Origin of the sequence: Streptomyces sp. WM6372, from assembly GCF_001279655.1 — a bacterium.
In the GTDB taxonomy this organism is placed as follows: domain Bacteria; phylum Actinomycetota; class Actinomycetes; order Streptomycetales; family Streptomycetaceae; genus Streptomyces.
On the sequence record NZ_LGDB01000191.1, the window covers coordinates 145566 to 172194 of the forward strand.

At 71.3% G+C, this 26629-nt stretch carries 17 protein-coding genes; 6 read left to right on the top strand and 11 right to left on the bottom strand.

Going from position 1 to position 26629, the window contains the following annotated elements; all coding sequences use genetic code 11:
• The first annotated feature begins 55 nt into the window (after positions 1 to 55).
• Both ADK52_RS21605 and ADK52_RS21610 read left to right on the top strand, forming a co-directional pair.
• Positions 56 to 2512, top strand: coding sequence for a DNA gyrase/topoisomerase IV subunit A (locus ADK52_RS21605; protein WP_053691477.1), 2457 nt, complete (start codon positions 56 to 58; stop codon positions 2510 to 2512).
• A gap of 100 nt (positions 2513 to 2612) precedes the next feature.
• Complete coding sequence (locus ADK52_RS21610) at positions 2613 to 4679, top strand: restriction endonuclease (protein WP_199828532.1); 2067 nt, start codon at positions 2613 to 2615, stop codon at positions 4677 to 4679.
• A 13-nt stretch (positions 4680 to 4692) separates the two neighbouring features.
• Here the strand turns inward: ADK52_RS21610 and ADK52_RS21615 are convergent, their stop codons facing one another.
• Both ADK52_RS21615 and ADK52_RS21620 read right to left on the bottom strand, forming a co-directional pair.
• The gene (locus ADK52_RS21615) at positions 4693 to 5859 is read right to left on the bottom strand and encodes a CobW family GTP-binding protein (protein WP_053691519.1); all 1167 of its coding nucleotides are present in this window, start codon (positions 5857 to 5859) and stop codon (positions 4693 to 4695) included.
• 95 nt (positions 5860 to 5954) lie between these two features.
• On the bottom strand, positions 5955 to 7121 hold the full coding sequence (locus ADK52_RS21620; protein ID WP_053691520.1) for a citrate synthase/methylcitrate synthase: 1167 nt from the start codon (positions 7119 to 7121) through the stop codon (positions 5955 to 5957).
• Between the two features lie 55 nt (positions 7122 to 7176).
• On the opposite strand from ADK52_RS21620, the gene ADK52_RS21625 reads away from it, so the two are divergent.
• A complete protein-coding gene (locus ADK52_RS21625) occupies positions 7177 to 8418 on the top strand; it encodes a citrate synthase (RefSeq protein WP_053691479.1) in 1242 nt (413 codons plus the stop codon).
• Positions 8419 to 8455: 37 nt separating this feature from the next.
• On the opposite strand, the gene ADK52_RS21630 is transcribed toward ADK52_RS21625, so the two are convergent.
• The 6 genes from ADK52_RS21630 to ADK52_RS21655 form a co-directional block, all read right to left on the bottom strand.
• Positions 8456 to 10072 carry a glycoside hydrolase family 13 protein gene (locus ADK52_RS21630; RefSeq protein WP_053691480.1) on the bottom strand — a complete coding sequence of 539 codons (1617 nt, stop codon included), beginning with the start codon at positions 10070 to 10072 and terminating at the stop codon, positions 8456 to 8458.
• A 64-nt stretch (positions 10073 to 10136) separates the two neighbouring features.
• Positions 10137 to 11012, bottom strand: a complete 876-nt coding sequence (locus ADK52_RS41700; RefSeq protein ID WP_053691481.1) for a carbohydrate ABC transporter permease — start codon at positions 11010 to 11012, stop codon at positions 10137 to 10139.
• 15 nt (positions 11013 to 11027) lie between these two features.
• Complete coding sequence (locus ADK52_RS41705; protein ID WP_053691482.1) at positions 11028 to 11957, bottom strand: carbohydrate ABC transporter permease; 930 nt, start codon at positions 11955 to 11957, stop codon at positions 11028 to 11030.
• Between the two features lie 12 nt (positions 11958 to 11969).
• Positions 11970 to 13370, bottom strand: a complete 1401-nt coding sequence (locus tag ADK52_RS21645) for an ABC transporter substrate-binding protein (protein WP_053691483.1) — start codon at positions 13368 to 13370, stop codon at positions 11970 to 11972.
• Positions 13371 to 13572: 202 nt separating this feature from the next.
• Positions 13573 to 14583, bottom strand: coding sequence for a LacI family DNA-binding transcriptional regulator (locus ADK52_RS21650; RefSeq protein ID WP_053691484.1), 1011 nt, complete (start codon positions 14581 to 14583; stop codon positions 13573 to 13575).
• A gap of 102 nt (positions 14584 to 14685) precedes the next feature.
• On the bottom strand, positions 14686 to 18990 hold the full coding sequence (locus ADK52_RS21655; protein ID WP_078988506.1) for a discoidin domain-containing protein: 4305 nt from the start codon (positions 18988 to 18990) through the stop codon (positions 14686 to 14688).
• Positions 18991 to 19220: 230 nt separating this feature from the next.
• Here ADK52_RS21655 and ADK52_RS21660 point away from each other — a divergent pair, with 230 nt between their 5' ends.
• Together ADK52_RS21660 and ADK52_RS21665 are read left to right on the top strand one after the other, a co-directional pair.
• Complete coding sequence (locus ADK52_RS21660; RefSeq protein ID WP_053691522.1) at positions 19221 to 20822, top strand: sensor histidine kinase; 1602 nt, start codon at positions 19221 to 19223, stop codon at positions 20820 to 20822.
• Positions 20819 to 21526: a DUF7342 family protein gene (locus ADK52_RS21665; protein WP_053691485.1), complete on the top strand. Its 708-nt coding sequence runs from the start codon at positions 20819 to 20821 to the stop codon at positions 21524 to 21526. Before ADK52_RS21660 ends, ADK52_RS21665 begins: the two co-directional genes overlap by 4 nt.
• A gap of 27 nt (positions 21527 to 21553) precedes the next feature.
• Here the strand turns inward: ADK52_RS21665 and ADK52_RS21670 are convergent, their stop codons facing one another.
• The 3 genes from ADK52_RS21670 to ADK52_RS21680 all read right to left on the bottom strand — a co-directional run bounded on the left by ADK52_RS21670 (position 21554) and on the right by ADK52_RS21680 (position 25911).
• Entirely contained in the window at positions 21554 to 23146 is a 1593-nt protein-coding gene (locus ADK52_RS21670; protein ID WP_053691486.1) for a cation acetate symporter, read from the bottom strand.
• Positions 23143 to 23640: a DUF485 domain-containing protein gene (locus tag ADK52_RS21675; protein WP_053691487.1), complete on the bottom strand. Its 498-nt coding sequence runs from the start codon at positions 23638 to 23640 to the stop codon at positions 23143 to 23145. Before ADK52_RS21675 ends, ADK52_RS21670 begins: the two co-directional genes overlap by 4 nt.
• 150 nt (positions 23641 to 23790) lie before the next feature.
• Positions 23791 to 25911, bottom strand: a complete 2121-nt coding sequence (locus tag ADK52_RS21680) for a DNA gyrase/topoisomerase IV subunit B (protein ID WP_053691488.1) — start codon at positions 25909 to 25911, stop codon at positions 23791 to 23793.
• A 444-nt stretch (positions 25912 to 26355) separates the two neighbouring features.
• On the opposite strand from ADK52_RS21680, the gene ADK52_RS21685 reads away from it, so the two are divergent.
• A complete protein-coding gene (locus ADK52_RS21685; RefSeq protein WP_030154305.1) occupies positions 26356 to 26589 on the top strand; it encodes a DUF7455 domain-containing protein in 234 nt (77 codons plus the stop codon).
• Positions 26590 to 26629: the final 40 nt, after the last annotated feature.

Consider the following 26629-nt stretch of genomic DNA (forward strand, 5'->3'; position numbering starts at 1 on the left):
ACCAGCCGCCAGACCCCCAGCACACTTTCTTTCTTGGTTAAGGAGCCGCGCAGCGATGGCCCGCCGCAGCACGAAGACCCCGCCGCCGGAGGATTTCGAGGAGAAGATCCTCGACATCGACGTCGTCGACGAAATGCAGGGCTCCTTCCTCGAGTACGCGTACTCGGTGATCTACTCCCGCGCCCTGCCCGACGCCCGGGACGGCATGAAGCCGGTACACCGGCGCATCGTCTACCAGATGAACGAGATGGGCCTGCGCCCCGACCGCGGATACGTGAAGTGCGCCCGCGTCGTCGGCGAGGTCATGGGCAAGCTGCACCCGCACGGAGACGCGTCGATCTACGACGCCCTCGTGCGCATGGCCCAGCCCTTCTCGATGCGGCTGCCGCTGGTCGACGGCCACGGCAACTTCGGTTCGCTCGGCAACGACGACCCGCCGGCCGCGATGCGTTACACCGAGTGCAAGATGGCGGACGCCACGTCACTGATGACGGAGTCGATCGACGAGGACACCGTCGACTTCACCGCCAACTACGACGGCCAGGAGCAGGAACCGGTCGCGCTGCCCGCGGCGTACCCGAACCTGCTGGTCAACGGCGCCTCCGGGATCGCGGTCGGCATGGCCACCAACATGCCCCCGCACAACCTGGGCGAGGTCATCGCCGCCGCCCGCCACCTGATCCGCTACCCGCAGGCGGACCTGGAGGCGCTGATGCGCTTCGTACCGGGTCCGGACCTGCCCACGGGCGGCCGGATCGTGGGCCTCTCGGGGATCAAGGACGCCTACGCGAACGGCCGCGGCACGTTCAAGATCCGCGCCACGGTGGCCGTGGAGAACGTGACGGCGCGCCGCAAGGGCCTGGTCGTCACGGAACTGCCCTTCACGGTCGGCCCCGAGAAGGTCATCGCGAAGATCAAGGACCTGGTCGGCTCCAAGAAGCTCCAGGGCATCGCGGACGTCAAGGACCTCACCGACCGCTCGCACGGTCTGCGCCTGGTCATCGAGATCAAGAACGGCTTCCACCCGGAGGCCGTCCTGGAGCAGCTGTACAAGCTGACGCCGATGGAGGAGTCCTTCGGCATCAACAACGTCGCGCTGGTCGACGGCCAGCCGCTGACGCTGGGCCTCAAGGAGCTGCTGGAGGTCTACCTCGACCACCGCTTCGAGGTCGTGCGGCGGCGCAGCGAGTTCCGCCGCACCAAGCGCCGGGACCGGCTGCACCTGGTCGAGGGCCTGCTGGTGGCCCTGGTCGACATCGACGAGGTCATCCGGATCATCCGGGACAGCGACAACTCGGCTCAGGCGATGGAGCGGCTGATCGAGCGCTTCTCGCTGAGCGAGATCCAGACCCGGTACATCCTGGACACCCCGCTGCGCCGGCTCACCCGCTTCGACCGGATCGAGCTGGAGTCCGAGCGCGACCGGCTGACGGGCGAGATCGACGAGCTGACCGGGATCCTGGAGTCCGACACGGAGCTGCGCAAGCTGGTCTCCACGGAACTGGCCGCGGTCGCCAAGAAGTTCGGCACCGAGCGCCGGACGGTCCTGCTGGAGTCGGCGGGCACGGCGATCGCCGCGGTTCCGCTGGAGGTCGCGGACGACCCGTGCCGGGTCCTGCTGTCCTCGACGGGCCTGCTGGCGCGCACCGCGGGCGGCGACCCGCTGCCGGAAGAGGAGGGCGGATCCCGCGCGAAGCACGACCTGATCGTCTCGCAGGTGGCCGCGACCGCCCGGGCCGACATCGGCGTGGTCACCTCGTACGGGCGGCTGCTGCGGCTCGCGGTGATCGACCTGCCGCAGCTGCCGGACACCCACGCCGCGCCGAACCTGGCGGGCGGCGCCCCGGTCTCGGAGTTCCTCTCCCGGCTGGAGGCGGACGAGAAGGTGATCTGCCTGACCTCGCTGGACGAGTCCTCGCAGGGCCTGGCCCTGGGCACCGAACAGGGCGTGGTCAAGCGCGTCGTGCCGGACTACCCGGCGAACAAGGACGAGCTGGAGGTCATCACCCTCAAGGAGGGCGACCGGATCGTCGGCGCGGTCGAACTGCGCACGGGCGAGGAGGACCTGGTCTTCCTCACCGACGACGCCCAGCTGCTGCGCTACCCCGCGGGCCAGGTGCGCCCGCAGGGCCGCCCGGCGGGCGGTATGGCGGGCATCAAGCTCTCCGAGAACGCCAAGGTGATCCACTTCTCGGCGGTGGACCCGGCGCGCGACGCCGTGGTGTTCACGGTGGCGGGCTCGCACGGGACGCTGGACGACTCGATGCTGTCCGGGAAGCTCACCCCGTTCGACCAGTACCCGCGCAAGGGCCGGGCCACCGGCGGCGTGCGCTGCCAGCGGTTCCTGAAGGGTGAGGACCTGCTGGTCCTGGCCTGGGCCGGCAACGCGCCGGTCCGCGCCGCCCTGGCGAACGGGAGCCCGGCCGAACTGCCGGCCGTGGACCCGCGCCGTGACGGATCGGGGGCCGCGCTGCCCGCGGTCGTCGCCGCTCTGGCGGGGGGCGCCCTGTAGGTCGTAGGACGGCATTCGGGTGGTGCGACCGGGGGGACGTACCACCCGAATGCCGACTAGTGTTTTCCCTCTGGGTGTTGGTGGGGGGAGTACACAGCTGATGAGTCGTCGGTCGGGCGGATTGATCGGGGACTGGGCCGAGGCCCAGCGCCGGCAGCAGCAGACGCAGGTGATCCAGCAGCGCGAGGCGGAGCGCCGGCAGCGGGCCTACGAGCGGGACGCGAACCGGAGCCACCGGCAGTACCGCGAGGCGGAGGCCCTGCGGCGCACCGCGCAGCTCGACGCCGAGGTCGCCGCCCTCAAGGGCCTGTTGGTGGCGGGCTGCCGGGCACCGGCGTTCCGGATCTCCGCGCTGGCCCGGGGCGAGCAGCTGGAACCCTTCAACCCCGGAGCCCTGGCGCAGCCGGTGCCGATGCCGCGCATCGAGGACTTCCAGCAGCAGAGCAGCGGCTGGACGCTGGGCTCGAACCACCGCGCGCAGGCGGAGCGGGAGGCGCACGCCCGGTACACCCAGGCCTGGCAGACCGCGAACGCCGCGGAGCAGCAGCGCCGGCAGCAACTGGCGGCGTACCGGCAGCAGTACGACCGGTGGGCGGCGGAGCAGCTCGCCGGGGTCAGGGCGCGGAACAGCGGGCTCACCGAGCTGGCCGCCGCCCTGCGCACGGGCGACGCGGAGGCGGCGGTGGAGTACTTCTCGGCCGCCCTGTACGCGTCGACGGCCTGGCCCGAGGCGCTGCCGAGGCAGGTGGCGGCCGCCTACGACCCGGCGGCGCGCCAGCTGGTGCTGGACTGGGAGCTCCCCGGCTACGCGGTGGTGCCGGAAGCCAGGGCGGTGCAGTACCTCCCGAGTACGGACCAGGACAAGGTGAAGCCCCGCCCGGTGACGGAGCGCCGGGCGCTGTACCGGGACCTGCTGGCGCAGTGCATGCTGCTGGTGGTGCGCGAGCTGTACGCGGCCGACGAGTTCGGCGTGCTGGACTCGGTCGTGGTCAACGGGTTCGTGGAGGGCCACGATCCGGCGACGGGACAGGAGGCGCGGTGCGTCCTCTCCACGGTGCCGGCGGCGCGGGATGCGTTCGCGGGGCTGCGCCTGGAGCAGGTCAGCGCCGTGGACTGTCTGGTCTCGGGACTGGGCGGTCAGTTGTCGACGCGGCCCGACCAGCTGACGGCGGTGCGTCCCGGGCGCCGGCCGGACGAGGTCGGCGGAGGGGTCGTCAGCCACGGCGGGCAGGCGGGCGACGCGGACGAGGACGAGCCGGACCTCTTCGTGATGGATCCGATCGCCTTCGAGAACCTGGTCGCCGAGTTGTTCCGGGCGATGGGCATGGAGGCGGTGACCACCCAGCGGTCGGGCGACGGCGGCGTGGACGTGGAGGCGCTGGATCCGGCGCCGATCCGGGGCGGGCGGATCGTCGTACAGGTCAAGCGCTACCGGAACACGGTGCCGCCGACGGCCGTGCGTGATCTGTACGGCACGGTCCAGGACAAGGGGGCGAACAAGGGGGTGCTCGTCACCACCGCGTCCTTCGGGCCCGGGTCGTACACCTTCGCCAACGGCAAGCCGCTGGAGTTGGTTCCCGGGGCGGATCTCGTCGAGCTGCTGCACCAGTACGGCCTGCGCGGGCGGCTCGGCGGCGGTCCGGCTCAGCGCGCGCCCGAACCCGAGCAGGCCGCCCCTTCGGCGGACCACAACGTGCTCGGCATGTCCTGGTCGGGGTCCGTCGCGCTGGACGTGTGCGCCCTCGTCTGCACGGGCAGCCGGGTGCTGAGCGAGGAGCACTTCGTGTTCTTCAACAACCCGCGGACCCCGGACGGTTCGGTCCGGGCCCGCGCGCACGCGGCACCCGACAGGGCGGCGCTTGAGGTCTCTTTCGACGCCCTGCCCGAGCCCGCCGACCGGCTGGTCCTCGTGGCCGCGATCGACCCGGAGGTCGATCCTCACGCCGATCTCGCCGGGTTCACCGACGCCCACATCCGGCTGCTGTCCGCGGGGGGCGAGGAACTCGGCCGGCTGGAGGTCTCCGACGGGCGCGCCGGGGAGACCGCGCTGGTCCTCGGCTCCTTCCGGCGCCGCTCCAACGGCGACTGGGACTTCGTGATCGGCGGCAAGGGCTACCGCGGGGGCCTGGAGGACCTGCTGGGCGAGTACGGCGTCGAGGTCGCCTGACGGCGGCCGCGGCCTACAGGTCTTCGGGGTCTCGGTCGGAGTCGGGATCGCCGTACGCGTCGGGCTCGTCCGGCTCCGTCTCCGGCTCGGGCCCCGCGTCCGGCTGTGCCGGGCGGTCGACGTAGCGCAGGACGCCCCACATGCTCTCCGGCGACGCGTGCTGCGGGGCCGGTTCGCGGCAGGCCTCCAGCTCGCGGAGGAGGGCGGGGGCATCCGTACCGGAGCCGATCAGGACCAGTTGGCTCCGGCGGGGCTCCCCCCGGCCCCAGGGGCCCGGCACGAAACGGAGGAAGCGGCCGACGGCGTGGACCTCGTAGCGCTCCTCGTGGCCGGGGACGCCGAAGTGGACGTAGCCCTTGATCCGGTACAGCCCGGCCGGGCGGCGGTCGAGGAAGTCGATGAACCGCCGTGGGTTCAGCGCCTGCTCGGACACGAACTCCGTGCTCTCGTAGACCGTGTGGGCGTGCCCGGCGTGATCCTCGTGGTCCTCGTGGTCCTCGTGATCGGCGTCGTGGGCCTCGGGGTCCGCCTCGGCGTCGTCCCTCGCCTGCGAGATCAGGTCCTCGAAGGACAGCTGGCCCCGGGTCTCGGTCCACGGCCTCCGGTCGAAGAGCAGTTCCGGGTCGATCCGGCCGTGGTCGGCGGCCACCACCGGTGTGCCGGGGCAGAGCGTGCCCAGTTCGGCCCCGATCCGGGTGAGGCCGGCCGGCTCCACCCGGTCGGTCTTGTTCAGCACCACCAGGTCCGCGACGGCCAGGTGGCGGTCGGTCTCCGGGTGCTTGGCCCGGGTCTCGTCGAACTCCGCCGCGTCCACGACCTGGACCAGCCCGCCGTACCGGATCGCCGGATTCTCGCCGGCCACCAGCATCCGGATCATCTCCTGGGGCTCGGCCAGCCCGCTCGCCTCGATGACGATCACGTCGATCCGGTGGACGGGCGCGGAGAGCTTCTCCAGGTACGCGTCCAGCTCGCTGCCGTCGACCGCGCAGCACAGACAACCGCCGCCGAGCGAGACCATCGAGTCACCGACCTGGCCGGCCACCGCCATCGCGTCGATCTCGATCGAGCCGAAGTCGTTGACGACGACGCCGATCCGGGTGCCTCCCCGGTTCCCGAGGAGGTGGTTGAGCAGCGTGGTCTTGCCGGATCCGAGGAATCCGGACAGCACGACGACGGGGATCGGCTGGACGGGCGCGGGCGGCTGGGCAGGCTGCCGGACGGGCGGCCGAGCGGACTGCCGGGCGGGCTGACTGCTGTTCACACGGCCGATCGTAGTCAGCCGAGCGCCGGAACCGGCTCGGGCGGGTTCGGGCCCACGTACCGGGCGGCCGGACGGATGATCTTCGAATCGGCGGCCTGTTCGAGGATGTTCGCGCTCCAGCCGACCACGCGGGCCGCGCAGAAGGTCGGGGTGAACATCTCGCGCGGCAGCCCGCACAGCTCCATGACGACTCCGGCGTAGAACTCCACGTTGGTGTGGAGCTCCCGTCCCGGCTTGAGCTCCGCGAGGATCTCCTCGACGTGCCGCTCCACCTCCACGGCGAAGTCCACGAGCGGGCCGCCGAAGCGGAGCGCGATCTCCCGCAGCATCCGCGAACGCGGGTCCTCGGTCCGGTACACGGGGTGCCCGAAGCCCATGATCCGGTCCCCGGCGAGCACCCGCTCGCGGATCCACGGTTCGATGCGGTCCGCCGTGCCGATGGCGTCGAGGGTGTCCAGGGCCCGGCTGGGCGCACCGCCGTGGAGCGGGCCGGAGAGCGCACCGATCGCGCCGGTGAGGGCGGCGGCGACGTCCGCGCCGGTGGAGGCGATCACGCGGGCGGTGAAGGTCGAGGCGTTGAAACCGTGGTCGATCGTGGAGATCAGGTACTGCTCGACGGCTCGCGCCTTGACCGGGTCGGGTTCCCGGCCGGTGAGCATGTACAGGTAGTTGGCGGCGTACGGGAGGTCCGCGCGCGGCTCGACCGGTTCCAGGCCCTGCCCCAGCCGGTGCAGCGCGGTGAGCAGGGTCGGTACGGCGGCGCAGGCGGCCAGCGCGTCGGCGGCCCGCCGCGCGGGGTCGATGTCGTACACGGGGCGGAACCCGGCGGAGGCGCCGAGCAGCGAGAGCGCGGTCCGCAGCCCGGCGAGCGGGCCGGAGAGCGCAGTGGCCCGGGCGAGGGCGGGCAGGGCTCCCTGCACCGCGTCGGGCAGCCGCCTCAGCGGGGCGATCTCGGCGGCGAACGCGGCTCGCTCGGCGGCGTCGGCCGGGAGGGCGCCGCGGAACATCAGGTGCCACACGTCCTCGAAGCTGCGGCTCCCGGCGAGCTCGACGGCCGAGTACTGGCGGTAGTGGTAGAAGCCCTCGCGGCCTCGGACGTCACCGAGTTCGGTCTCGGTGACCACGACTCCCGCGAGACCGCGGGGCACATCGACGGTGGTGTTCATGGATCGACCATCCATCATGGATTGAATCCTTGTCAATGTTGATTGAATCAATATATGTAGGCTGGGTGTCATGAATGATCAGGCGGACGGCGAGCGCCGGCTCAGCACCCGGCAGGCGGCGGAGCTGTTGGGGGTGAAGCCCGCGACCGTGTACGCGTACGTCAGCCGCGGCCAGCTCACCAGCCGCCGCGACCCGGTCGGCCGCGGCAGCAGTTTCGACGCGCGCGAGGTGGAGGCCCTGGCCCTGCGCAGCCGGCGCGAAGCGGCGGCGGCCCCGGGCGCGGAGCTGTCCGTACGCACCGCGCTCACGCTCATCGAGCCCGACCGGTACTACTTCCGGGGCGTGGACGCCGTCGAGCTGGCTTCGCGGTACCGCTACGAGGAGGTCGCCGAGTGGCTCTGGACCGGGGCGCTGCCGCGCGGGGCCCGGTTCACCGCTCCCCCGGAGGCGCTGGCCGCCGCCCGGCGCGCGGTGGCGGCGCTGCCCGAGCACAGCGGTCCGATCGACCGGCTGCGGGTGGCGACGGCGGCCGCCGCGGTGACGGATCCGCTGCGCTTCGACCTGTCCGCGGAGGCCGTACTGGGCTCCGCGCGCTGCCTGATCCCGACGCTGGTCGGCGCGCTGCCCGAGGTGGGCCCGCCCGGCTGGCGCGGGGACGGCCGGCTGGCCCGGCAGCTGTGGACCCGGCTGACGGCGCGTGAGCCGGATCCGGACGCGCTGGCCACGCTGGACCTGGCCCTCGCCCTGCTCATCGACCACGACCTGGCCGCCTCGACCCTGGCCGTCCGGGTGGCGGCGTCGGCGCGGGCGCATCCGTACGCGGCGGTCTCGGCCGGTCTCGGCGTGCTCGAGGGGCCGCTGCACGGTGCGGCCGGGCGGCTCGCGCACCGGATGCTGGCGGAGGCTCTGGAGCGGGGCGGCGCCGCTCCGGTGGTCGCGGACCACCTGCGGGCGGGACGGCGGGTTCCGGGGCTCGGGCACCGGCTGTACGAGGGCGAGGACCCGCGGGCCACGGCGCTGTTCGCCCGGCTGGAGGGCGTGCCCCAGGCGGGGCCCGCGCTGGCGGCCGCCCGGGAGGTCGTCGCGACGGCGGCGGCCCGGCGGGGCGGGCTGCACGCCAACGTGGACCTGGCGCTGGCGGTGCTGACGGTGTCCAGCGGGATGTCCGCCGAGGCCGGGGAGACGGTGTTCGCGGTGTCCCGGACGGCGGGCTGGATGGCGCACGCGCTGGAGGAGTACCAGGAGCGGCCGCTCCGGATGCGTCCGAGCGGCCAGTACCAGGGGCCCCGCCCGCCACAGCCGATGCCGTGACGCGCGGCCGGCGCGTGCCGGCGGTCCGGCCGCGGGGTCAGGTCCGCAGCCAGACCGCCGTGTCCGGCGGGAGCAGCCCCTCCCCGTCCAGGGCGGAACTGCTCAGCAGGAGGCTCGCATGCGCCGGCAGCGGGATCGGCCCGCCGGACAGGTTGACCACGCAGACCAGCCCGTCGGGGCGGGCGAAGGCCAGTACCCCGGGCGGCGCGGGCAGCCACGCGAGCGAGCCGCCGCCGAAACCGCCGGCCGCGCGGCGCAGCCCGAGGGCGGTCCGGTAGAGGGTGAGCATGGAGTCCGGGTCGCCGTCCTGGCGGTCCGCGGCGTACGTGCCCCATTCCTCGGGCTGCGGCAGCCAGGGGTCCTGCCACGGCTGCGCGGTCCACGGCAGCGGGACCCGGCAGCCGTCGCGCCCCGGGTCGGTGCCACCGGATCGGAAGTGCATGGGGTCCTGGATCCGGCCGATCGGTATGTCGGCTTCCGGCAGCCCCAGTTCCTCCCCCTGGTAGACGTACACGGCGCCGGGCAGGGCGAGCGTCAGGAGGGCCGCGGCGCGCGCCCGCCGGGTGCCGAGGGCCGGGTCGCTGGGGGTGCCGAAGGCCTTGGTGGCGAAGTCGAAGCCGGTGTCGGCGCGTCCGTAGCGGGTGACCGTACGGGTCACGTCGTGGTTGCACAGCACCCAGGTGGCCGGGGCGCCGACCGGGGCGTGCTCGGCGAGGGTCTCCTCGATGGAGGTGCGCAGCCGCCCGGCGTCCCACGGGCAGCTGAGGAAGGAGAAGTTGAAGGCGGTGTGCAGCTCGTCGGGGCGCAGGTAGCGGGCGAAGCGCTCGGAGTCGGGCAGCCAGACCTCGCCGACGAAGACGGCTCCGTAGGCGTCGGCGATCGCGCGCCACGAGCGGTAGATGGTGTGAAGGTCGTCACGGTCGATGTACGGGTGGACCTCACCGGTCCCGGGCGGCCAGGGCTCGGGAGGGCGGCCCGCCAGGTCGGGCAGGGCCGGGTCCTTGGCGAGCAGGGCCGCGGAGTCGATCCGTACGCCGGACACGCCGCGGTCGAACCAGAAGCGCAGTACGTCCTCGTGCTCCCGGCGCACGGCGGGGTGGTCCCAGTTGAGGTCGGGCTGCTCTGGGGTGAACAGGTGCAGGTACCACTCCCCGTCGGGTACGCGCGTCCAGGTGGCGGCGCCGTTGAACTGCGAGGGCCAGTCCCCCGGCGGCAGTTCACCCTCCTCGCCGCGGCCGGGCCGGAAGTGGAAGAGCGCGCGCTCGGGGCTGCCGGGGCCGGCGGCGAGCGCGGCCCGGAACCAGGCGTGCTGGTCGGAGACGTGGTTGGGGACGATGTCGACGATGGTCCGCAGGCCCAGCGCGCGGGCCTCGGCGATGAGCTTCTCGGCCTCGGCGAGGGTTCCGAAGGCGGGGTCGATGGTGCGGTAGTCGGCGACGTCGTAGCCGCCGTCGGCGAGCGGGGAAAGGTACCAGGGGGTGAACCAGAGGGCGTCCACGCCCAGTTCGGCGAGGTACGGGAGGCGGGCCCGGACGCCCGCGAGATCGCCGGTGCCGTCCCCGTCGCCGTCGGCGAAGCTGCGGACGTACACCTGGTAGATGGCGGCCGTGCGCCACCAGTCGGCGGCGTCTGCGGGCAGGGGGAGGTCAGCCACGGGGGGTCCTTTCACAGGGGGCGGCCGGGCGTGGCGGTGCGGGGCCGTGGTCGGCCCCCGGTGGTCAGCCCTTGAGGGAGCCCGCCGTCAGGCCGCTCACGATGTTGCGCTGGAAGACCAGGAACACCAGGAGCGTGGGCGCGGAGGCCATCGCGAGGGCGGCGATCAGGTGGTTCTCGGGCACTCCGGTGGACAGGGAGTAGATGCCGACGTTGAGGGTCTGCAGCGCCGGGTCGGGGAGGGTGAGCATCGGCCAGAGGAAGTCCTTCCAGACGCCGACGATCGCGAAGATCGACACGACGCCGAGGACGGGCCGGGACATCGGCAGGATCACGGAGCGCAGGGTGCGCAGGGCGCTCGCCCCGTCGATGGAGGCGGCGTCGAGGATCTCCTGCGGGATCGAGTCGAAGAACCGCTTCAGCAGGAAGATGTTGAAGGCGTTGGTGACGGACGGCAGCCAGATGACCCAGGGCGAGTTGAGCAGGTTGCGCTGGACGAGCGGCACGTCCAGGACCGTGAGGTACTGCGGTACGACGAGGACGGTGGCCGGGATCATCAGGGTCGCCAGCATCATGCCGAGGACCGCCTTGCCGAGGACGGGGCGCAGCCTGGACAGCGAGTAGGCGGCGCCGACGTCGAGGACGAGCTGGAAGGCGAGGGCTCCGAAGGCGTAGTAGAGGGTGTTGAACAGCAGCTTGGCCAGGTCCATGACCTTCCAGGCGGCCGTGTAGTTCGCGGTGTGCGCGGAGTGGGGCACCAGGGTGGGCGGGACGCTGGCAAACTCCTCGGTGCTCTTGAGGCCGCCCGCCACCATCCAGTAGAGGGGGCCGAGGAAGACGGCGGTGAAGCCGACGACCACCACGGCGAGGACGGTCCAGTAGAGGATCTTCCCCCGGGTGCGGCCCAGCTGCGCAGGGGATATGAGCGTGCGCTCTGCCATGGTCGGGGGCTCCTGTCAGCTCTCGTTGTCGCGGCTGAGGCGGACGTACAGGGCGGAGAAGCCGGCGAGCAGGACGAGCAGGCACAGTCCCAGGGCCGCGGCGCCGCCGTACTGGTTGAAGCTGAAGGCGTACTGGTAGATGAGGACGACGACGGTGGTGGTCGAACCCTCGGGGCCGGCGCCGCCGGTCAGCAGGAACGGTTCGGTGAACACCTGCATCGTCGCGATGATCTGCATCAGCAGCATGAGCGAGAGGATGAGCTTGGTCTGCGGGACGGTGACGTGCCAGACCTTGCGCAGCAGTCCGGCGCCGTCCAGCTCGGCGGCCTCGTACAGCTCGCCGGGGATGCCTTGGAGGGCGGCCAGGTAGATCAGGGTCGCGCCGCCCATGTTCATCCAGGTCGACGCGATGACGACGGACAGCATGGCGGTGTCGCTGGATTGCAGCCAGTCTTGCGCGGGCAGGTGCAGAAATTCCAGGGCCCTGTTGAAAAGGCCGTATCCGGGGTCGTAGAAGTACTTGAACAGCAGGACCGAGGCGACCGGCGGCATCATCACGGGCAGGTAGACCAGCAGGCGCAGATAGCCCTGGGAGTGCCGGAACTCGTTGAGGACGACGGCGACCACGAAGGGGAGGAGGAAGCCGAGGACCAGGGCGAGCCCGGTGAAGAGCAGGGTGTTGCGCCAGGCCTGCCAGAAGCCCGGGTCCTGGAAGACGTGGCGGAAGTTGTCCCAGCCGACCCATCGGGTGGTGCCGCCCTCCGTCTTCTGGAAGGCCAGCAGGAACTCCCGGACCATCGGGTACCAGGAGAAGAAGGAGAAGCAGAGGACGGCGCCGATCAGGAATCCGTGGGCCGTGAGGTTCCGCTTGAACGCCCGGCGGAACTTCTCCTTCGAGGCCGCGCGCGCGGCGCGGCCCGCGGCCAGTGTGGTGGGAACCGACATCGCCGCTCGCTCCTACTGGTTCGCCAGCAGCTGGTTGACCGCTTTCTCCGCCTCGGCGAGGAGCTGCCCGGCGTCGGCGTCCTTGTTGGTGAGCACCCCGGACATCACCTTGTCGAGCACCTTGTAGACCTCCTGGGCCTTCTTCGGCTCCGCCTTGCCGGGTACCGGATCGTCCAGGAAGGCCTTGAAGTTGGCGACGGGCATGGTGGCGCTCGCGGCCTTCAGCCGGTCGTCCTTCGACTTGCTCGCGCCGGTGAAGAACGCGGGCTGCGGGAGGCCGACCGGCAGGCCGTCGGCCTTGGAGCGGTCGTACCGGAACTGGCCCTTGCCGACCGACAGGGTCTTGAAGTCCAGCCAGGCGACGGCGGCCTTGATCTTGTCGGGGGAGCTGCCCTTCTTGATCACGTACCCGTTGCCGCCGGCCAGGGTGGCCGCGCCGCCGGGGAGCGGGCCCATGCCGAAGTTCTCGTACTCCGCTCCGAGCTGCTGGACCATGTACGTGATGTCGTCGGGCGCGGCGAGGAACATGCCGAGCTTGTCCGAGGCCATCTGCTTCTGCAGGTCGCCCCACTTGAGCAGCTGGGTCTTGCCCATGCTGTCGTCCTCCCAGCGCATGGCGTGGAGGTTGTCGACGATCTGCTTGCCGGTGGGGTTGTTGAAGGCGGCCCTGCCGTCGGCGCCGACGATGTCGCCGCCGAGGCCGTACAGGGCGGCCGTGTAGTGCCAGCCGCCGGTGTTCTCGACGCTGTACTCGCCGTAGCCGGCGGTGCCGCTGCCGAGGGCCGCGATCTTCTTGGCCGCCGCCCGGACTTCCTCCCAGGTGCGCGGCGGGGTGTCGGGGTTCAGGCCCGCCTGCTGGAAGAGCTTGCGGTTGACCAGCAGGCCCATCGTGTAGTTGCTGGTGGGGAGGCCGTAGAGCTTGCCGTCCCGCTTGAGGACACCCAGGACGCCCTGGTCGATGTCGTCGAGCGCGGGCACCGACCGCGGGGTGACGTAGGCGGAGATGTCCTCGGCGCCGTCGTTGTCGAGGACCTGCTGGAGGTCGGTGAAGTACGCGTAGAACACGTCCGGCTGGGACTTGGCCTTGAGCATCGCGGTGAAGCGCGGGGGCTCCAGGCACTGGCCGGGGGTGGAACGGCCCTCGATCGTGACGTTCGGGTAGGTCTTGTTGAACTCCGCCACGTCCTCCTTCCACTCCTTGAGCTCGGCCGCCTTGGCCGCCGGCGGCATGCAGTCGATGGAGAGGGTGACCTTCGTCTTGGGGTCGAGCGGGGCGGCGGCGTCTGCCGAACCGCCGCTCGGCCGGGCCGACTTGCCGTCGCCGCTGCTGCTCGTACCGCAGGCCGCGAGGGCGGAGACGGCGAAGGCGGAGACAAGGGCGGCCGCGGCGCTGCGGCGGAGGCTGGTTCTCATCGGTGGTCCCCTTCGAGCATCGGGCAGGAGGCGTGGGACGAGCGCGGCACACTCAACCACCACCCACAGATGGACGCAATATCTCGCGCAGATTTCGTAAGAGATTGACAGCACCGTGCCGGACGCGGGACGCACGAAGGGCTCCGAAGCGTCCAGGGGACGTTCCGGAGCCCTTCGCCTTAGGTGCGGAGCCGTACGAGGGTCAGGTGCGCGGAGCCTGCGCGGTGGAGCCGCGCACCACCAGCTCGGGCTCGAAGAGCAGTTCGCCGGGCTGCACGGCGGCGCCCTGGATCTGCGCGGTGAGCAGCTCGACGGCGGCCCGGCCCATGGCCTCGATGGGCTGGCGGACGGTGGTCAGCGGGGGCTCGGTGCAGTTCATGAACGCCGAGTCGTCGTAGCCGACCACGGAGACCTCCCGGGGTACGTCGAGCCCCCGGCGGCGGGCCGCCCGTACGGCGCCCAGCGCGAGCGGGTCGCTGGCGCAGATGATGCCGGTGACCCCCCGGTCGAGCAGCCGGGAGGCGGCCGCGTGGCCCCCCTCCAGCGAGAACAGCGTCCGCTCCACGTGCGCGGGCGGCAGCTCGGTGCCGGCCGCGGCGGCAACCGCCTGGGCCGCCGTCAGCTTGCGCAGGGAGGGGATGTGGTCGGGCGGGCCCAGCACCAGGCCGATGCGCTCGTGCCCCAGGGAGGCCAGGTGGCGCCAGGCCTGCTCGACGGCGACGGCGTCGTCGCAGGCCACGCAGGGGAAGCCGAGGTCCTCTATGGAGGCGTTGATGAGCACCACCGGGACCTTGCGGTCGGACAGCAGCCGGTAGTGCCCGTGCGGGGCGTCGGCCTGTGCGAAGAGACCGCCGGCGAAGACGACTCCGGACACCTGCTGCTGGAGGAGGAGCTCGACGTAGTCGGCCTCGGAGACCCCGCCGGTGGTCTGCGTGCACAGCACCGGGGTCAGCCCCTGCTGGGCCAGCGCGCCGCCGATGACCTCGGCGAACGCGGGGAAGATCGGATTCTGCAGCTCCGGCAGCACGAGGCCGACCAGCCGGGCGCGCTCGCCGCGCAGCTGCGTGGGCCGCTCGTACCCGAGGACGTCGAGGGCCGTGAGCACGGACTGGCGGGTGGCCTCCGAGACGCCCGGCTTGCCGTTGAGCACCCGGCTGACCGTTGCCTCGCTGACCCCCACCTTCTTCGCCACTTGAGCAAGTCGTCGCGTCATGCGCGCAAGAGTAGCGCAAGAAATGCAAGTCGCTTGCGGGGAGGTGGGGCGCCTCCGGGATCCTCCCGGAGGCGCCCCACCTCCCGTCTTCGCACCGCCGGGCTACGGCAGTTGGTTGATCCGGAACGTCGAGGTCGTGTTCCGTACGTCCACGGCGTTGTCGCTCGTCTTCAGGTTGTGGATGGTGACCTCACCGACCGCCGGACCCTGCCCCGCCTCGGGCATCTCGTTCGCCCACAGCCCGAAGCCGGACTTGGCGTCGAAGGCGTCACCGCTCTTCTTCGCCCCGGTGATGGTGATGTCCTTCAGGATGGTGTCCTTGATCGGGTTGACCGGCTGGCCGCCGACGTACTGCGTCTGGAACATGATGCCGCTGTACGTCGGATCGACGATGTCGACGTTGTTGATCCTGATGCCCTGGAACACCTTCGAGGCCGAGAACAGCCAGATCCCCGGGAACGTCTGAGCGCCCCAGAAATGGCCGCCGGACCGGACGATCGAAACGTTCTCGAAGGTCGTCGGATCGGTGCCGAATCCGTTCATCGGGTACCCGAAGTCCAGCGAGCTGACGGTGACCCCCGAGTAGACGAGGGTGTCGGCGATGTGGATGTTGCGGAAGGTGTTGTCGTATCCGCCGTAGACGGCGACACCGGCCGCGCGCCAGGTCAGGATCGCGGTCAGGTTCTCGTACAGGTTGTCCTTCATGTCCGCGCCGCCCGCGTCGATCGCGGAGAACAGCGCGAAGCTGTCGTCGCCCGTGGACCGCGCCTCGTTGTTGGACACGAGGTTGTCCGTGCTGCCGTTGGTCATGTTGATGCCGTCGGCGAACGTGTCCCTGATCCGGGCGTTCTTGATGGTGATGCGGTCCGTGTTGGCGCCCCAGTAGAGGCACACGGTGTGCTCGTTCCAGACGTTGTCGATGGTGATGTCGGTGACGTTGGAGAAGTCGAACACCTTGCCGGGGCCGTCGATGCGCGAGGTGTAGTTGCCGAAGTAGGCGAATCCCGCGAACGAGGAGCCCTTCGCGCTGGCCTCGGCGCGCCAGCCGACGTCCGTGTTGTCCTGCGTGGACGGGGCGTGGAAGCGGGTGAACCAGGGCCCGGCTCCGAGCACCTGGACCGCCTTGCCGTACACCTGGAACTTGCTCGCCGTCTCGTACTCGCCGGGCGGCAGGTAGACGCCGACGAGCGTGCCGGTGGTGTCCATGCGGACCTTGTCCAGGGCGTTCTGCACGTCCTGCTGGGTGAATCCGGCGGGGACGGTGTACGTCGCCGGGTCCGGGTTGGGCGTGACGACGGCCTGTTCCAGGCTGACGAAGTCGATCGCACAGCTGGTGGTGTTGGCCGCGTCCTTCTGGAGGCGGATCCTGCTGCCGGCCGGGACGGTCTCGCCCAGCAGCAGGTTGGCCTCGTCGTAGATGTGCCGTGGGGCTCCGGAGCCCGGGGAGTTGCCCGGGGCGGCCTCGGCCCCGTACAGCCAGGCGTACTTCGAGGTCAGCGGCAGGGCCTTCTTGAAGGTGCCGTTGACGTAGACGTCGATGGTGGAGTCGATGCCGCCGCCGCCCGGCGCGTCCGGGATGGAGAAGCGGGCGACCAGGGTGTTGGTGGCGGCGCGGGTGGTGAACTCGACGTACTCGCCCGTCGCGTCGAGGTTGACGGCCTTGCGGCCGGAGGCCTCTCCCGCGATGTCGCCGATGGTGCGGTTGGGGCCGACGACGGTGGCTCCGCCGCCGACCGCCGCGTCCTCCGCCTCGTACATCTCGAAGGGCATGTTCGCCCCGCGGCCCACGAAGAAGGGCTTGGTGGAGGTGTTGTTCGCGCGCTTGACCGGGAGTTCGTTGGCATCGTCGGCGAGGACCGCCTTGACCGTGTACTTGCCGTTCGCGGCCGTCCAGCCGCCGAGGGCGATCGGGGCGGTCGAGGCCCCGGGTGCCAGAGCGCCGCTGAAGGAGCCGGTCAGCGTGCGGACGGTGGCGCCGGCCGCGTCCTGGAGGGTGAGCGTGACGCCGTGCGCGCCGGAGGCGGCCGCGATGGTTCCCTGGTTCCGGACGGTGACGGTGAAGTCGACCGGCCGGCCCGCGGACGGGGCGCTCGGGGACCAGCTCACGGCGGAGGCGACCAGGTCGGAGCTGTCGACCGGGCGGACCACCAGCGGGGAGCCGGTGAAGGTGTTGTTGGTGTCGTTCTGCTCGATGACCGTGTTCGCCTCGTCGACGACCGCGCTCACCGGGTAGGTGCCGGCATCGCGTGCGCCGATGCCGGCGGTGACGATGGCCGTGGCGCCCGCGGCCAGGGCGGGCACGTTCGCCGTGCCCACCTGGCTGCCGCCGAGCTTGAAGGTGACGGCCGTGGCGGCCGCCGGGGCCGGGCCGCTGTTGCGGACGGTGGCGGACAGCGTGACGGAGTCCGATTCGACGGGGGCCGCCGGGGTGGCGCTCAGGCCGGTGACCTCCAGGTCCGGGTTGGGCGCGGGGACGCCGATGACCTGGAACTCGGCGACCTGGCCGTTGGAGGCCCCGGTGTTGGAGGTGAAGCGGAGCTGCACGTCCGCGACGCGGGCGTGCACCGGGATGGTGACGGTGTTGGCGCCGGACGCCGGGTTGAAGACGTAGTCCTTGGCGGCGACCAGGCCCGTGGCGCCTGGTGCGCTCTGCTCCCGGCCCAGGACCTGGATGTTCTGGGTACGGGTGCCCCAGCTGCTGTCCGGGTTGAGTTTGAGGACAAGCCGGTCGACGTCGGCGTTGGCGCCGAGCTTGACGGTGAGGGTGCTCGGGTAGGCCCCGGCCGCGCCCTCCCAGTAGGTGGAGGTGCTGTTGTCGTTGGCGTTCTCCGCGACGAACGTGTGGATCACGGAGGATCCGGTGATCGGCTTGCCGACGGCCAGGTTGGAGCCGCCGCCTCCGGTGCCGTTGCGGGTCACGGTGTTGCTGTCCCCGGAACGGTTGCCCGCCGCGTCCTTGGCGCGCACGAAGTAGCTGACGGTGGCGTCGGCCGGCTGGGTGTCGGTGTACGTGGTGGCGCTGCCGGCCACCGTCGTGCGCAGCACGTTGTTCGCGTACACCTCGTAGCCGGTGACGCCGACGTTGTCGGTGGAGGCCTGCCAGGCCAGCCTGACCTGGTCGGCGGCCGGCTCGGTGAAGGTCAGGGCGCCGGGGGCGGTGGGTGCCTGGGTGTCCCCGGTGTCCGCGGCGCGGGTCACGCTGTTGCTGTCGGGCGACTGGTTGCCGGCCGCGTCCCTGGCCCGGACGCGGTAGGTGACGCTGGTGCCGGTGGGCTGGGTGTCGGTGTAGGCGGTGACGTCGCCGGCCACGCTGGTGCGCAGCTGGTCGTTCGCGTACACGTCGTAGCCGGTGACGGCCGTGTTGTCGGTGGCGGCCCTCCAGGTGAGCTTGATCTGGCCGGTCGCGGGCTCGGTGTAGGCGAGCTCGGCGGGGGCGGTCGGGGGCTGGGTGTCCCCGGTCTGCGGGCCGTAGATCTCCAGCTCGGATATCTGTGCGCCGGGCTGTACGGAGTTCGCCGAGATCAGGACCCGCAGGTGGCGGGTGGTGGCGGCGTCGAAGGTGATGGTCACCGCGTTGGCGCTCGACGGGTCGAACGCGTACGTCTTGGACGCGGTCAGGTCGGTGAAGTCGGTGCCGTTGGCGCTGCCCTGGAGCTTCAGGGTCTGGGTGCGGGCGCCCCAGCCGCCGGGCAGGCGCAGCACCACGCGGTCCACGCGGACGGAGGCGCCGAGGTCGGCCTGGAGCCACTGGGGCAGCGCGTTGTTGGCGCTCTCCCAGTAGCTGGCCGCATCGGCGTCGTTGGCGTTGGGCGGGAGGTAGGTCTGGGTACTGCTGCCGGCGGTCAGGGTCTTGCCGAGGGCCAGGTTGGCCGAGGACTCGCCGGCGGCGCGTACCTCCAGCTCGGAGAGCTGGGCCGCCTGCCAGCCGGTGTTCGCGGTGATGTCGATCCGGACGTACCGGGTCTGGGCGGCCGGGAAGGCGATCGTGACCGTGTTCCCGCTGCCCTGGCCGAAGGCGTAGGTCGCCGAGCTCACCAGGGTGGTGAAGGCGGTGCCGTCGGCGCTGCCCTGGACCGACAGGGTCTGGTTGCGGCTCTCCCAGGCCGCGGGCAGCTTGAGCACCACCTGGTCGACGCGGGCGGTGGCTCCGAGGTCGGTCTGCACCCATTGCGGGAGGGCGCCGCCGGCGCTCTCCCGGGCTGCGCTCTCCCAATACGTGGACTGGTTGCCGTCGGTGGCGTTGGCGGCCGTATAGGCCCCGTTGCTGCTGCTCGCCGCGGCGGGGCGGCCCGCCGCGATGCTCGGGCCGCCGGCGGCCTCGGCGGTCAGGGCCGGCCATCCCAGCATCAGCAGGGCCGTGGCGGTCAGGACGGCCAGCGCCCGTCCTCTCCAGTGGAGCCTTCTCATATGTCCTCGTCCCTCGGCATGAGTTTTCTGAACCAGGTGAGATAGGAATTTGCGTCGTTCCGTGCGAGAGTTGCAGAGCTTTGCCGAGTCGTCCACTGCTCAGACCGCACTTTTATGCCGTCATCACTTGCGCAAGCTGGACGCAAATAACGCAAGCCATTTGCGTGGACATGAGAAATTCCGCTTCGGCCGAAGGCGACCTACCGTTGCTGGTCATGCGGTTCCTCCACATGAGCGCTCGGCGCCTCGGGCTGCCCAGACGGGCCGTCTCGCAGATCCTGCTGACCCAGCTGGCCATCGCCGCCGGGGTCGTCGTGCTGGCCACCGGGCTCTTCCTGGCCCCGCTCGGCGCACAGCTCGACGACCAGGCCATGCGGCGCGCCCTGGCCATCGCCCAGAGCGCGGCGGCGGACCCGTCACTGGCCGCCGACCTCCTCGACTCCGGGCCGACGGCCGACAGCCCCGTGCAGGCTGCGGCCGAGCGGATCCGCCGGGCCACGGGCGCCGAGTACGTGGTGGTCATGGACCTGGACGGGATCCGCCGCTCGCACCCCGGCACCGACCGGATCGGACTGCCCGTCTCCACCGACCCGAGCGACGCCCTCGCGGGCCGCGAGGTCATGGAGATAGACGAGGGCACCCTCGGCCGCTCCGCCCGCGGCAAGGTCCCGCTCATCGCGGCCGACGGGGAGATCGTCGGAGCCGTCTCCGTCGGCATCGCCTACGACAGCGTCCACGACCGGCTGCTCGGAGCCATCCCGGGCCTGCTCGCCTACGCGGGCGGCGCCCTCGCGGCGGGCGCACTCGCCGCCTACCTGCTGTCCCGCCGGATCCAGCGGCAGACCCGCGACCTGGCCTTCTCCGATATCGCCGGGCTGCTCGCCGAGCGCGAGGCGATGCTGCACTCCATCCGCGAGGGCGTGATCGCCCTCGACCGCGAGGGCCGGGTCAGGCTGGTCAACGACGAGGCCGCCCGGCTGCTGGGCTTCGCCCCCGATACGGCCGCCACCGTCGCCGGGCGCCCGCTGGACGACGTACTGGGCGCCGGCCGCACCACCGACGTCCTGGCCGGCCGCGTCACGGGCCGCGACCTGCTCACCGTCCAGGGCCCGCGGGTGCTGGTCGCCAACCGGATGCCCACCGAGGACGGCGGCGCCGTCGCCACCCTGCGCGACCGTACCGAGCTGGAACACCTCGGCCGCGAGCTCGACTCCACCAAGGGCCTGATCGACGCCCTGCGCGCACAGGACCACGAGCACGCCAACCGCCTCCACACCCTCCTCGGCCTGCTGGAGCTGGGCCTGCACGAGGAGGCGGTGGAGTTCGTCACCGAGGTCGTCGGAGTGCACCGCACCACCGCCGAGCAGGTCACCGAGAAGGTCCACGACCCGCTGCTGGCCGCCCTCCTCGTCGGCAAGGCGACCGTCGCGGCCGAACGCGGCGTCCCGCTGCGGCTCGCCGACGCCACCTTCCTTCCCGACGGCCTCGTCGACCCCGGCGGGCTCGTCACCATCACGGGCAACCTGGTGGACAACGCCCTGGACGCAGCGGCGGGCTCCGCCGCGCCCCTGGTCGAGGTCGAGCTGCGCGCCGAAGGCCGTACGGCGATCCTCCGGGTACGGGACAGCGGCCCCGGCGTCCCGGCCGCCCGCCGCGAGGAGATCTTCACCGAGGGCTGGTCGACCAAGCAGCCCAAGGCCCACCGCGAGCGCGGGCTCGGTCTCGCGCTCGTACGCCGCCTCGCGGAGCGCCAAGGCGGCACGGCCCGGGCCGGCGAGGCGGCGGACGGAGGCACGGAGTTCTCCGTCGTACTCCCGGAGGCCCTGCGATGAACCAGACCCCGACCCACGACATCCACGTGTTGGTCGTCGACGACGACATGCGCGTTGCCCGGATCAACGCGGCCTACGTGGCGAAGGTCCCCGGCTTCCGCGTCGTCGCCCAGGCCCATTCGGCCGCCGAGGCCCTCGCCTGCCTGGACACCCACCCCGTGGACCTGATCCTGCTCGACCACTACCTCCCGGACGAGAACGGCCTGGACCTGGTCCGCCGGCTGCGCCAGCTCGGCCACCGCACAGACGTGATCATGGTCACGGCAGCCCGCGACCTGGCCACCGTCCAGTCCGCCATGCGCCTCGGCGCCCTGCAGTACCTGGTCAAGCCCTTCACCTTCGCGGGCCTGCGCACCCGGCTGGAGGCGTACGGGGCCCTGCGCCGCACCCTGGAGACGGGCGGCGAGGCCGAACAGGCCGAGGTGGACCGGATCTTCGGCGCCCTCGCCGCGGCCGGCTCCCCGAACGAGCTGCCCAAGGGCCACTCCGCCACCACCGCCGAACTCGTCCGCCAGGTCCTGCGCTCCGCCGAAGGCCCGCTCTCCACCCAGCGGATCGCCGACCGCGCCGGCATCAGCCGCCAGACCGCCCAGCGCTACCTGAAGCTCCTGGAGCGCACCGGCCGAGTCACCCTGGCCCTGCGCTACGGCGAGACGGGCCGCCCCGAACACCGCTACTCCTGGCTCCCGTCCGAGAGCGCGTGACCGGGCGAACGGTGACGGGAGCCGCGCTCAGACGGCCCCGGCACCGGTCAGGGACCGGACCTCCGTCTCCGCGTACTTCGCCTCGTCCGCCTCTTCGGCCGAGGTGACCGTGCCCATCCAGCCGGCCAGGAAGCCCAGCGGGATCGAGACCAGACCCGGGTTCTGCAGGGGGAAGAACTGGAAGCTCACGCCCGGGAAGAGGGAGTCCGGGCTGCCGGAGACCACCGGCGACAGGACGACCAGGACCACCGCCGGAACCAGGCCCCCGTACACCGACCAGACCGCGCCGCGCGTGGTGAACCCCCGCCAGAACAGCGAGTACAGCAGCACCGGCAGATTGGCCGAGGCCGCCACCGCGAAGGCCAGCCCCACCAGGAACGCCACGTTCAGGTCCTGGGCGAGCAGCCCCAGGGCGATCGCCACCGCCCCGATCCCGACGGCCGCGACCCGGGCCACGGCGACCTCGCTGCGCTGACGCGCGTGGCGGCGCTTGAGGGAGGCGTACAGGTCGTGCGCCACCGAGGCCGAGGAGGCCAGCGTGATCCCGGCGACCACGGCCAGGATCGTGGCGAAGGCGATCGCCGCCACGAAGGCGAACAGCACCGCTCCCCCGGTCGACTCCGCCCCGCCGCCCAGGAAGGCGGCGAGCAGCGGAACCGCCGTGTTCCCCGAGGCGTTGGACGCCCGCACCTGGTCCGGGCCCAGCAGCGCGGCCGCCCCGAACCCGAGCACGATCGTCATCAGGTAGAAACCACCGATCAGCGCGATCGCCCACACCACCGACCGGCGCGCCGCCCGCGCCGTCGGCACCGTGTAGAAGCGCGACAGGATGTGCGGCAGCCCGGCCGTCCCGAGGACCAGCGCGAGGCCGAGGCTCATGAAGTCGAAGCGGGAGGTCCAGTCGGCGCCGTACTTGAGCCCCGGGCTCAGGAACCGCAGCCCGTGCCCGCTGCGCTCGGCGGCGCTGGTGAGCAGCTGGCCGAAGTCCCCGTGGAAGCGCAGCAGTACGAGCACGGTGAGGGTGACGGCCCCGCCCATGAGCAGTACGGCCTTCACGATCTGGATCCAGGTGGTGGCCCGCATGCCGCCGAAGGACACGTAGACCACCATCAGCGCGCCGACCCCGATCACGGTCAGCGTCCGGGCCGCGGTGCCCGAATCGCCGAGCAGCAGGCCCACCAGGCTGCCCGCGCCGACCATCTGTGCGACGAGGTACAGCACCGAGACGGTGACGGAGGAGGCGCCGGCCGCGATCCGTACGGGCCGCTCGTTCATCCGGGCCGCGACCACGTCCGCGAGGGTGAAGCGCCCGCAGTTGCGGACCAGTTCGGCGACGAGGAAGAGCACGACGAGCCAGGCGACGAGGAAGCCCACCGAGTACAGCAGGCCGTCGTAGCCGAAGAGGGCGATCAGGCCGGAGATGCCGAGGAAGGAGGCGGCGGACATGTAGTCGCCGGCGATGGCGAAACCGTTCTCCATCGGGGAGAACAGTCGCCCGCCGGCGTAGAACTCCTCGGCTGAGCCGTGCCGGTTGCGGCTGACCCAGGTGGTGATGCCCAGGGTGACCGCGATGAAGAGGCTGAACAGGATCAGGGCGAGGATCTGGTGTTCGGTGGTCACCGGCCGTCCCCCCGGCTCTGGTTGCGGTTCCGCGCCTGGTCGCGCTCCTGCTCGAAGACCGTCCAGCGCAGGTCGAGCGCGGCCCGGTCCCGGCGCAGCCGCGCGTGCCGGGCGTACGCCCAGGTCAGCAGGAAGGTGCTGAGGAACTGGCCGAGGCCCGCCAGCAGGGCCACGTTGACGGCCCCGACCACGGGGCGGGCCATGAAGCCGGGCGCCATGGTCGCCGCGACCACGTAGGCGACGTACCAGAGGAGGAATCCGGCGGTCGCGGGAACGACGAACCCGCGGTAGCGGCTGCGGACCTCCTGGAAGGCGGCGCTGCGCTGCACTTCGCGGTAGATGTCGGACGCCCCGGGGGCGGCCGGGCCTCCGGGGGCCGGACGCGGGGGCGGCGGATCCCCGCCCTCGCCCTCCCCCCAGCCGACGGCGAGCGCGTCGTACCAGGGGTCGTCGAGCCGGATCGTTCCGGCATCGGGACCTTCGTGCTTGTCCACCGAACTCTCCTTGTCCGCTGCCGCATTGGCCGCGTGCCCACAAGGATGTGCGGTATGGACGTTTTCCGGACTGGTGTCCCGGTGCTCTTCACTCCAACAGGTGATGGAGCGAAGAGCACCGGTATGCCGTGGCGGAGGTGTGCCCGCCGGTCAGGCGTCGATGCGCGAGCGGTCCAGGGTCGCCGCGGAGCTCGTGATGAACTCCTTGCGCGGCGCCACCTCGTTGCCCATCAGCAGGTCGAAGACCTGCTCGGCGGAGTCCAGGTCGCCGATGTTGATCCGGCGCAGCGTGCGGAACCGGGGGTCCATCGTGGTCTCCGCCAGCTGGTCCGCGTCCATCTCGCCGAGGCCCTTGTAGCGCTGGATCGAATCCTTGTACCGGACGTTCTTGCGCTGGAATTCGAGCAGGGTCTGGCGCAGCTCGTTGTCCGAATACGTGTAGACGTACTTGTCCTGACCCTTCTTGGGCTGGACGAGTTCGATCCGGTGCAGCGGCGGCACGGCGGCGAACACCCGGCCCGCCTCGACCATCGGCCGCATGTACCGCTGGAAGAGCGTGAGCAGCAGGCAGCGGATGTGCGCGCCGTCGACGTCGGCGTCGACGAGCAGGACGATCTTGCCGTACCGCGCGGCGTCGATGTCGAAGGTCCGGCCCGAGCCGGCCCCTATGACCTGGATGATCGCTCCGCACTCGGCGTTCTTGAGCATGTCCGAGACCGACGACTTCTGGACGTTGAGGATCTTGCCGCGGATCGGCAGGAGCGCCTGGAATTCCGAGTTCCGCGCGAGCTTGGCGGTGCCGAGCGCCGAGTCGCCCTCGACGATGAAGAGCTCGCTGCGCTCCACGTCGTCGCTGCGGCAGTCCGCCAGCTTCGCGGGCAGCGAGGAGGTCTCCAGCGCGGTCTTGCGACGCTGCGCCTCCTTGTGCTGGCGGGCGGCGATCCGGGTCCGGGCGGCCGCGACGATCTTCTCCATCACGGCGCGGGCCTGCTGCTTGTCGTCGCGCTTCGTGCTGGTCAGGAAGGCCTTGAGCTCCTTGGCGACCACGGCCGCGACGATCCGGGCGGCCGCCGAGGTGCCGAGGACCTCCTTGGTCTGGCCCTCGAACTGGGGCTCGGCCAGCCGGACGGTGACGACCGCCGTCAGGCCCTCCATCGCGTCGTCCTTGACCACGTCGTCCTCGGCGACGCGGAGCAGCTTCGCCGAGCGGAGCACCTCGTTCACGGTCTTGGCGACGGAGCGCTCGAAGCCGGTGATGTGGGTGCCGCCCTTGGGCGTGGCGATGATGTTGACGAAGGACTTGACCTGGGTCTCGTACCCGGTGCCCCAGCGCAGGGCGATGTCCACGCCGAGCTCGCGGGTGACCTCGGTGGGGGTCATGTGGCCCCGCTCGTCGAGGACGGGGACGGTCTCCTTGAAGGTGCCCTGGCCGGTGAGGCGCAACACGTCGCAGACGGCCTTGTCCTGCGCGAGGTACTCGCAGAACTCGCTGATGCCCCCGTCGAAACGGAACGTCTCCTCCGTCTTGCCGGCCCCGTCGATGGCGCGCTCGTCGCGGACGACGATGGTCAGGCCGGGGACGAGGAAGGCGGTCTGGCGGGCGCGCTGGTAGAGCGTCTCCAGGGAGAGCCGGGCGTCCTTGAGGAAGATCTGCCGGTCGGCCCAGTAGCGGACCCGGGTGCCGGTCTTGCCCTTGGCGACACGCTTGACCTTGCGCAGGCCGTTGGCGGGGTCGAAGGGGCTGTCGGGGCCCTGCTCGGTGAACATCCCCGGGACGCCGCGGCGGAAGCTGATCCCGTGGGTGGAGCTGTTGCGGTCCACCTCGACGTCCAGCCGGGCGGAGAGGGCGTTGACCACGGAGGCGCCGACGCCGTGCAGGCCGCCGGAGGCCGCGTACGAGCCGCCGCCGAACTTGCCGCCGGCGTGCAGCTTGGTCATGACGACCTCGACGCCGGACAGCCCGGTCTTGGGCTCGACGTCGACGGGGATGCCGCGGCCGTTGTCGCGGACCTCGACCGAGGCGTCCTCGTGGAGGATCACCTCGATGTGGTCGCAGTAGCCCCCCAGGGCCTCGTCCACGGCGTTGTCGATGATCTCCCAGAGGCAGTGCATGAGGCCTCGGGAGTCGGTGGACCCGATATACATGCCGGGGCGCTTGCGGACGGCCTCGAGGCCTTCGAGGACGAGCAGGTGCCGCGCGGTGTAGTTGGAGCCGTCCCGGTCTGCTCCGGACAGCAGCGCGCTGGAAGGCACGGACGTGTCGGCGGTCACGCAGTTCGCTCCTCGCTGAATTTCTTTTTCTGGCCCGTCGGGCGCAGGGTGGCTCGGTTGCCCGTCGAAGGGTACCGAGGCCTGGTAGAGCCGATGCAACGCCACCCTCGTGCCTTCATCAGCCTAGTGCAGGACCGCACGGGTGTTCGATCCCCCGGTCGGGTGAAGCAAACATCACGTTCCCTTCCAGGCATGAACCATTTAGGGTTCGGGCACGTCCTCATGAACAACCGGCACTCAGCCGGGGAGGACGGAACTGCTACAAGCGAACGACTGACAACGCGAAACCGTAAAGCAACGCAATACGGCTCCTTCGCCGCCAACCGGCAGCAGCCGGCCAGCTTCGGAAGGAAGTTTCGAGGAAAAGCCGCGAGCGGGAACGTTTTCGGCCTGGTTGGATGTTGACCCTGGTACGACAGCTCGTCGAGCTAGAGAAGAGGCGACGTGACTACTGTTCTGACACCCGCGACCCCGCTGACGGCCGCTGACCGATGCGACCGTTGCGGCGCCCAGGCATATCTGCGCGTCGTCCTGCTGAGCGGCGGTGAACTGCTGTTCTGCGCCCACCACGGGCGTAAGTTCGAGCCGGAACTCAAGAAGATCGCCGCGGATATACAGGATGAGACCGAGCGGCTCACGTCCGCTCCGACGGCCAATGCCGACACCGAGGACCGCTGACACAGGCCTATACCTCGCATCCGACGAGCCAGGACCGGCC

Coding starts and splice junctions, on each gene's coding strand:
- ADK52_RS41705 (WP_053691482.1), bottom strand. CDS start 11,957: ATGTCGGTTCCCACCACACTGGCCGCGGGCCGCGCCGCGCGCGCGGCC.
- ADK52_RS21610 (WP_199828532.1), top strand. CDS start 2,613: ATGAGTCGTCGGTCGGGCGGATTGATCGGGGACTGGGCCGAGGCCCAG.
- ADK52_RS21655 (WP_078988506.1), bottom strand. CDS start 18,990: ATGAGAAGGCTCCACTGGAGAGGACGGGCGCTGGCCGTCCTGACCGCC.
- ADK52_RS21665 (WP_053691485.1), top strand. CDS start 20,819: ATGAACCAGACCCCGACCCACGACATCCACGTGTTGGTCGTCGACGAC.
- ADK52_RS21620 (WP_053691520.1), bottom strand. CDS start 7,121: ATGGATGGTCGATCCATGAACACCACCGTCGATGTGCCCCGCGGTCTC.
- ADK52_RS21645 (WP_053691483.1), bottom strand. CDS start 13,370: ATGAGAACCAGCCTCCGCCGCAGCGCCGCGGCCGCCCTTGTCTCCGCC.
- ADK52_RS41700 (WP_053691481.1), bottom strand. CDS start 11,012: ATGGCAGAGCGCACGCTCATATCCCCTGCGCAGCTGGGCCGCACCCGG.
- ADK52_RS21660 (WP_053691522.1), top strand. CDS start 19,221: ATGAGCGCTCGGCGCCTCGGGCTGCCCAGACGGGCCGTCTCGCAGATC.
- ADK52_RS21625 (WP_053691479.1), top strand. CDS start 7,177: ATGAATGATCAGGCGGACGGCGAGCGCCGGCTCAGCACCCGGCAGGCG.
- ADK52_RS21650 (WP_053691484.1), bottom strand. CDS start 14,583: ATGACGCGACGACTTGCTCAAGTGGCGAAGAAGGTGGGGGTCAGCGAG.
- ADK52_RS21605 (WP_053691477.1), top strand. CDS start 56: ATGGCCCGCCGCAGCACGAAGACCCCGCCGCCGGAGGATTTCGAGGAG.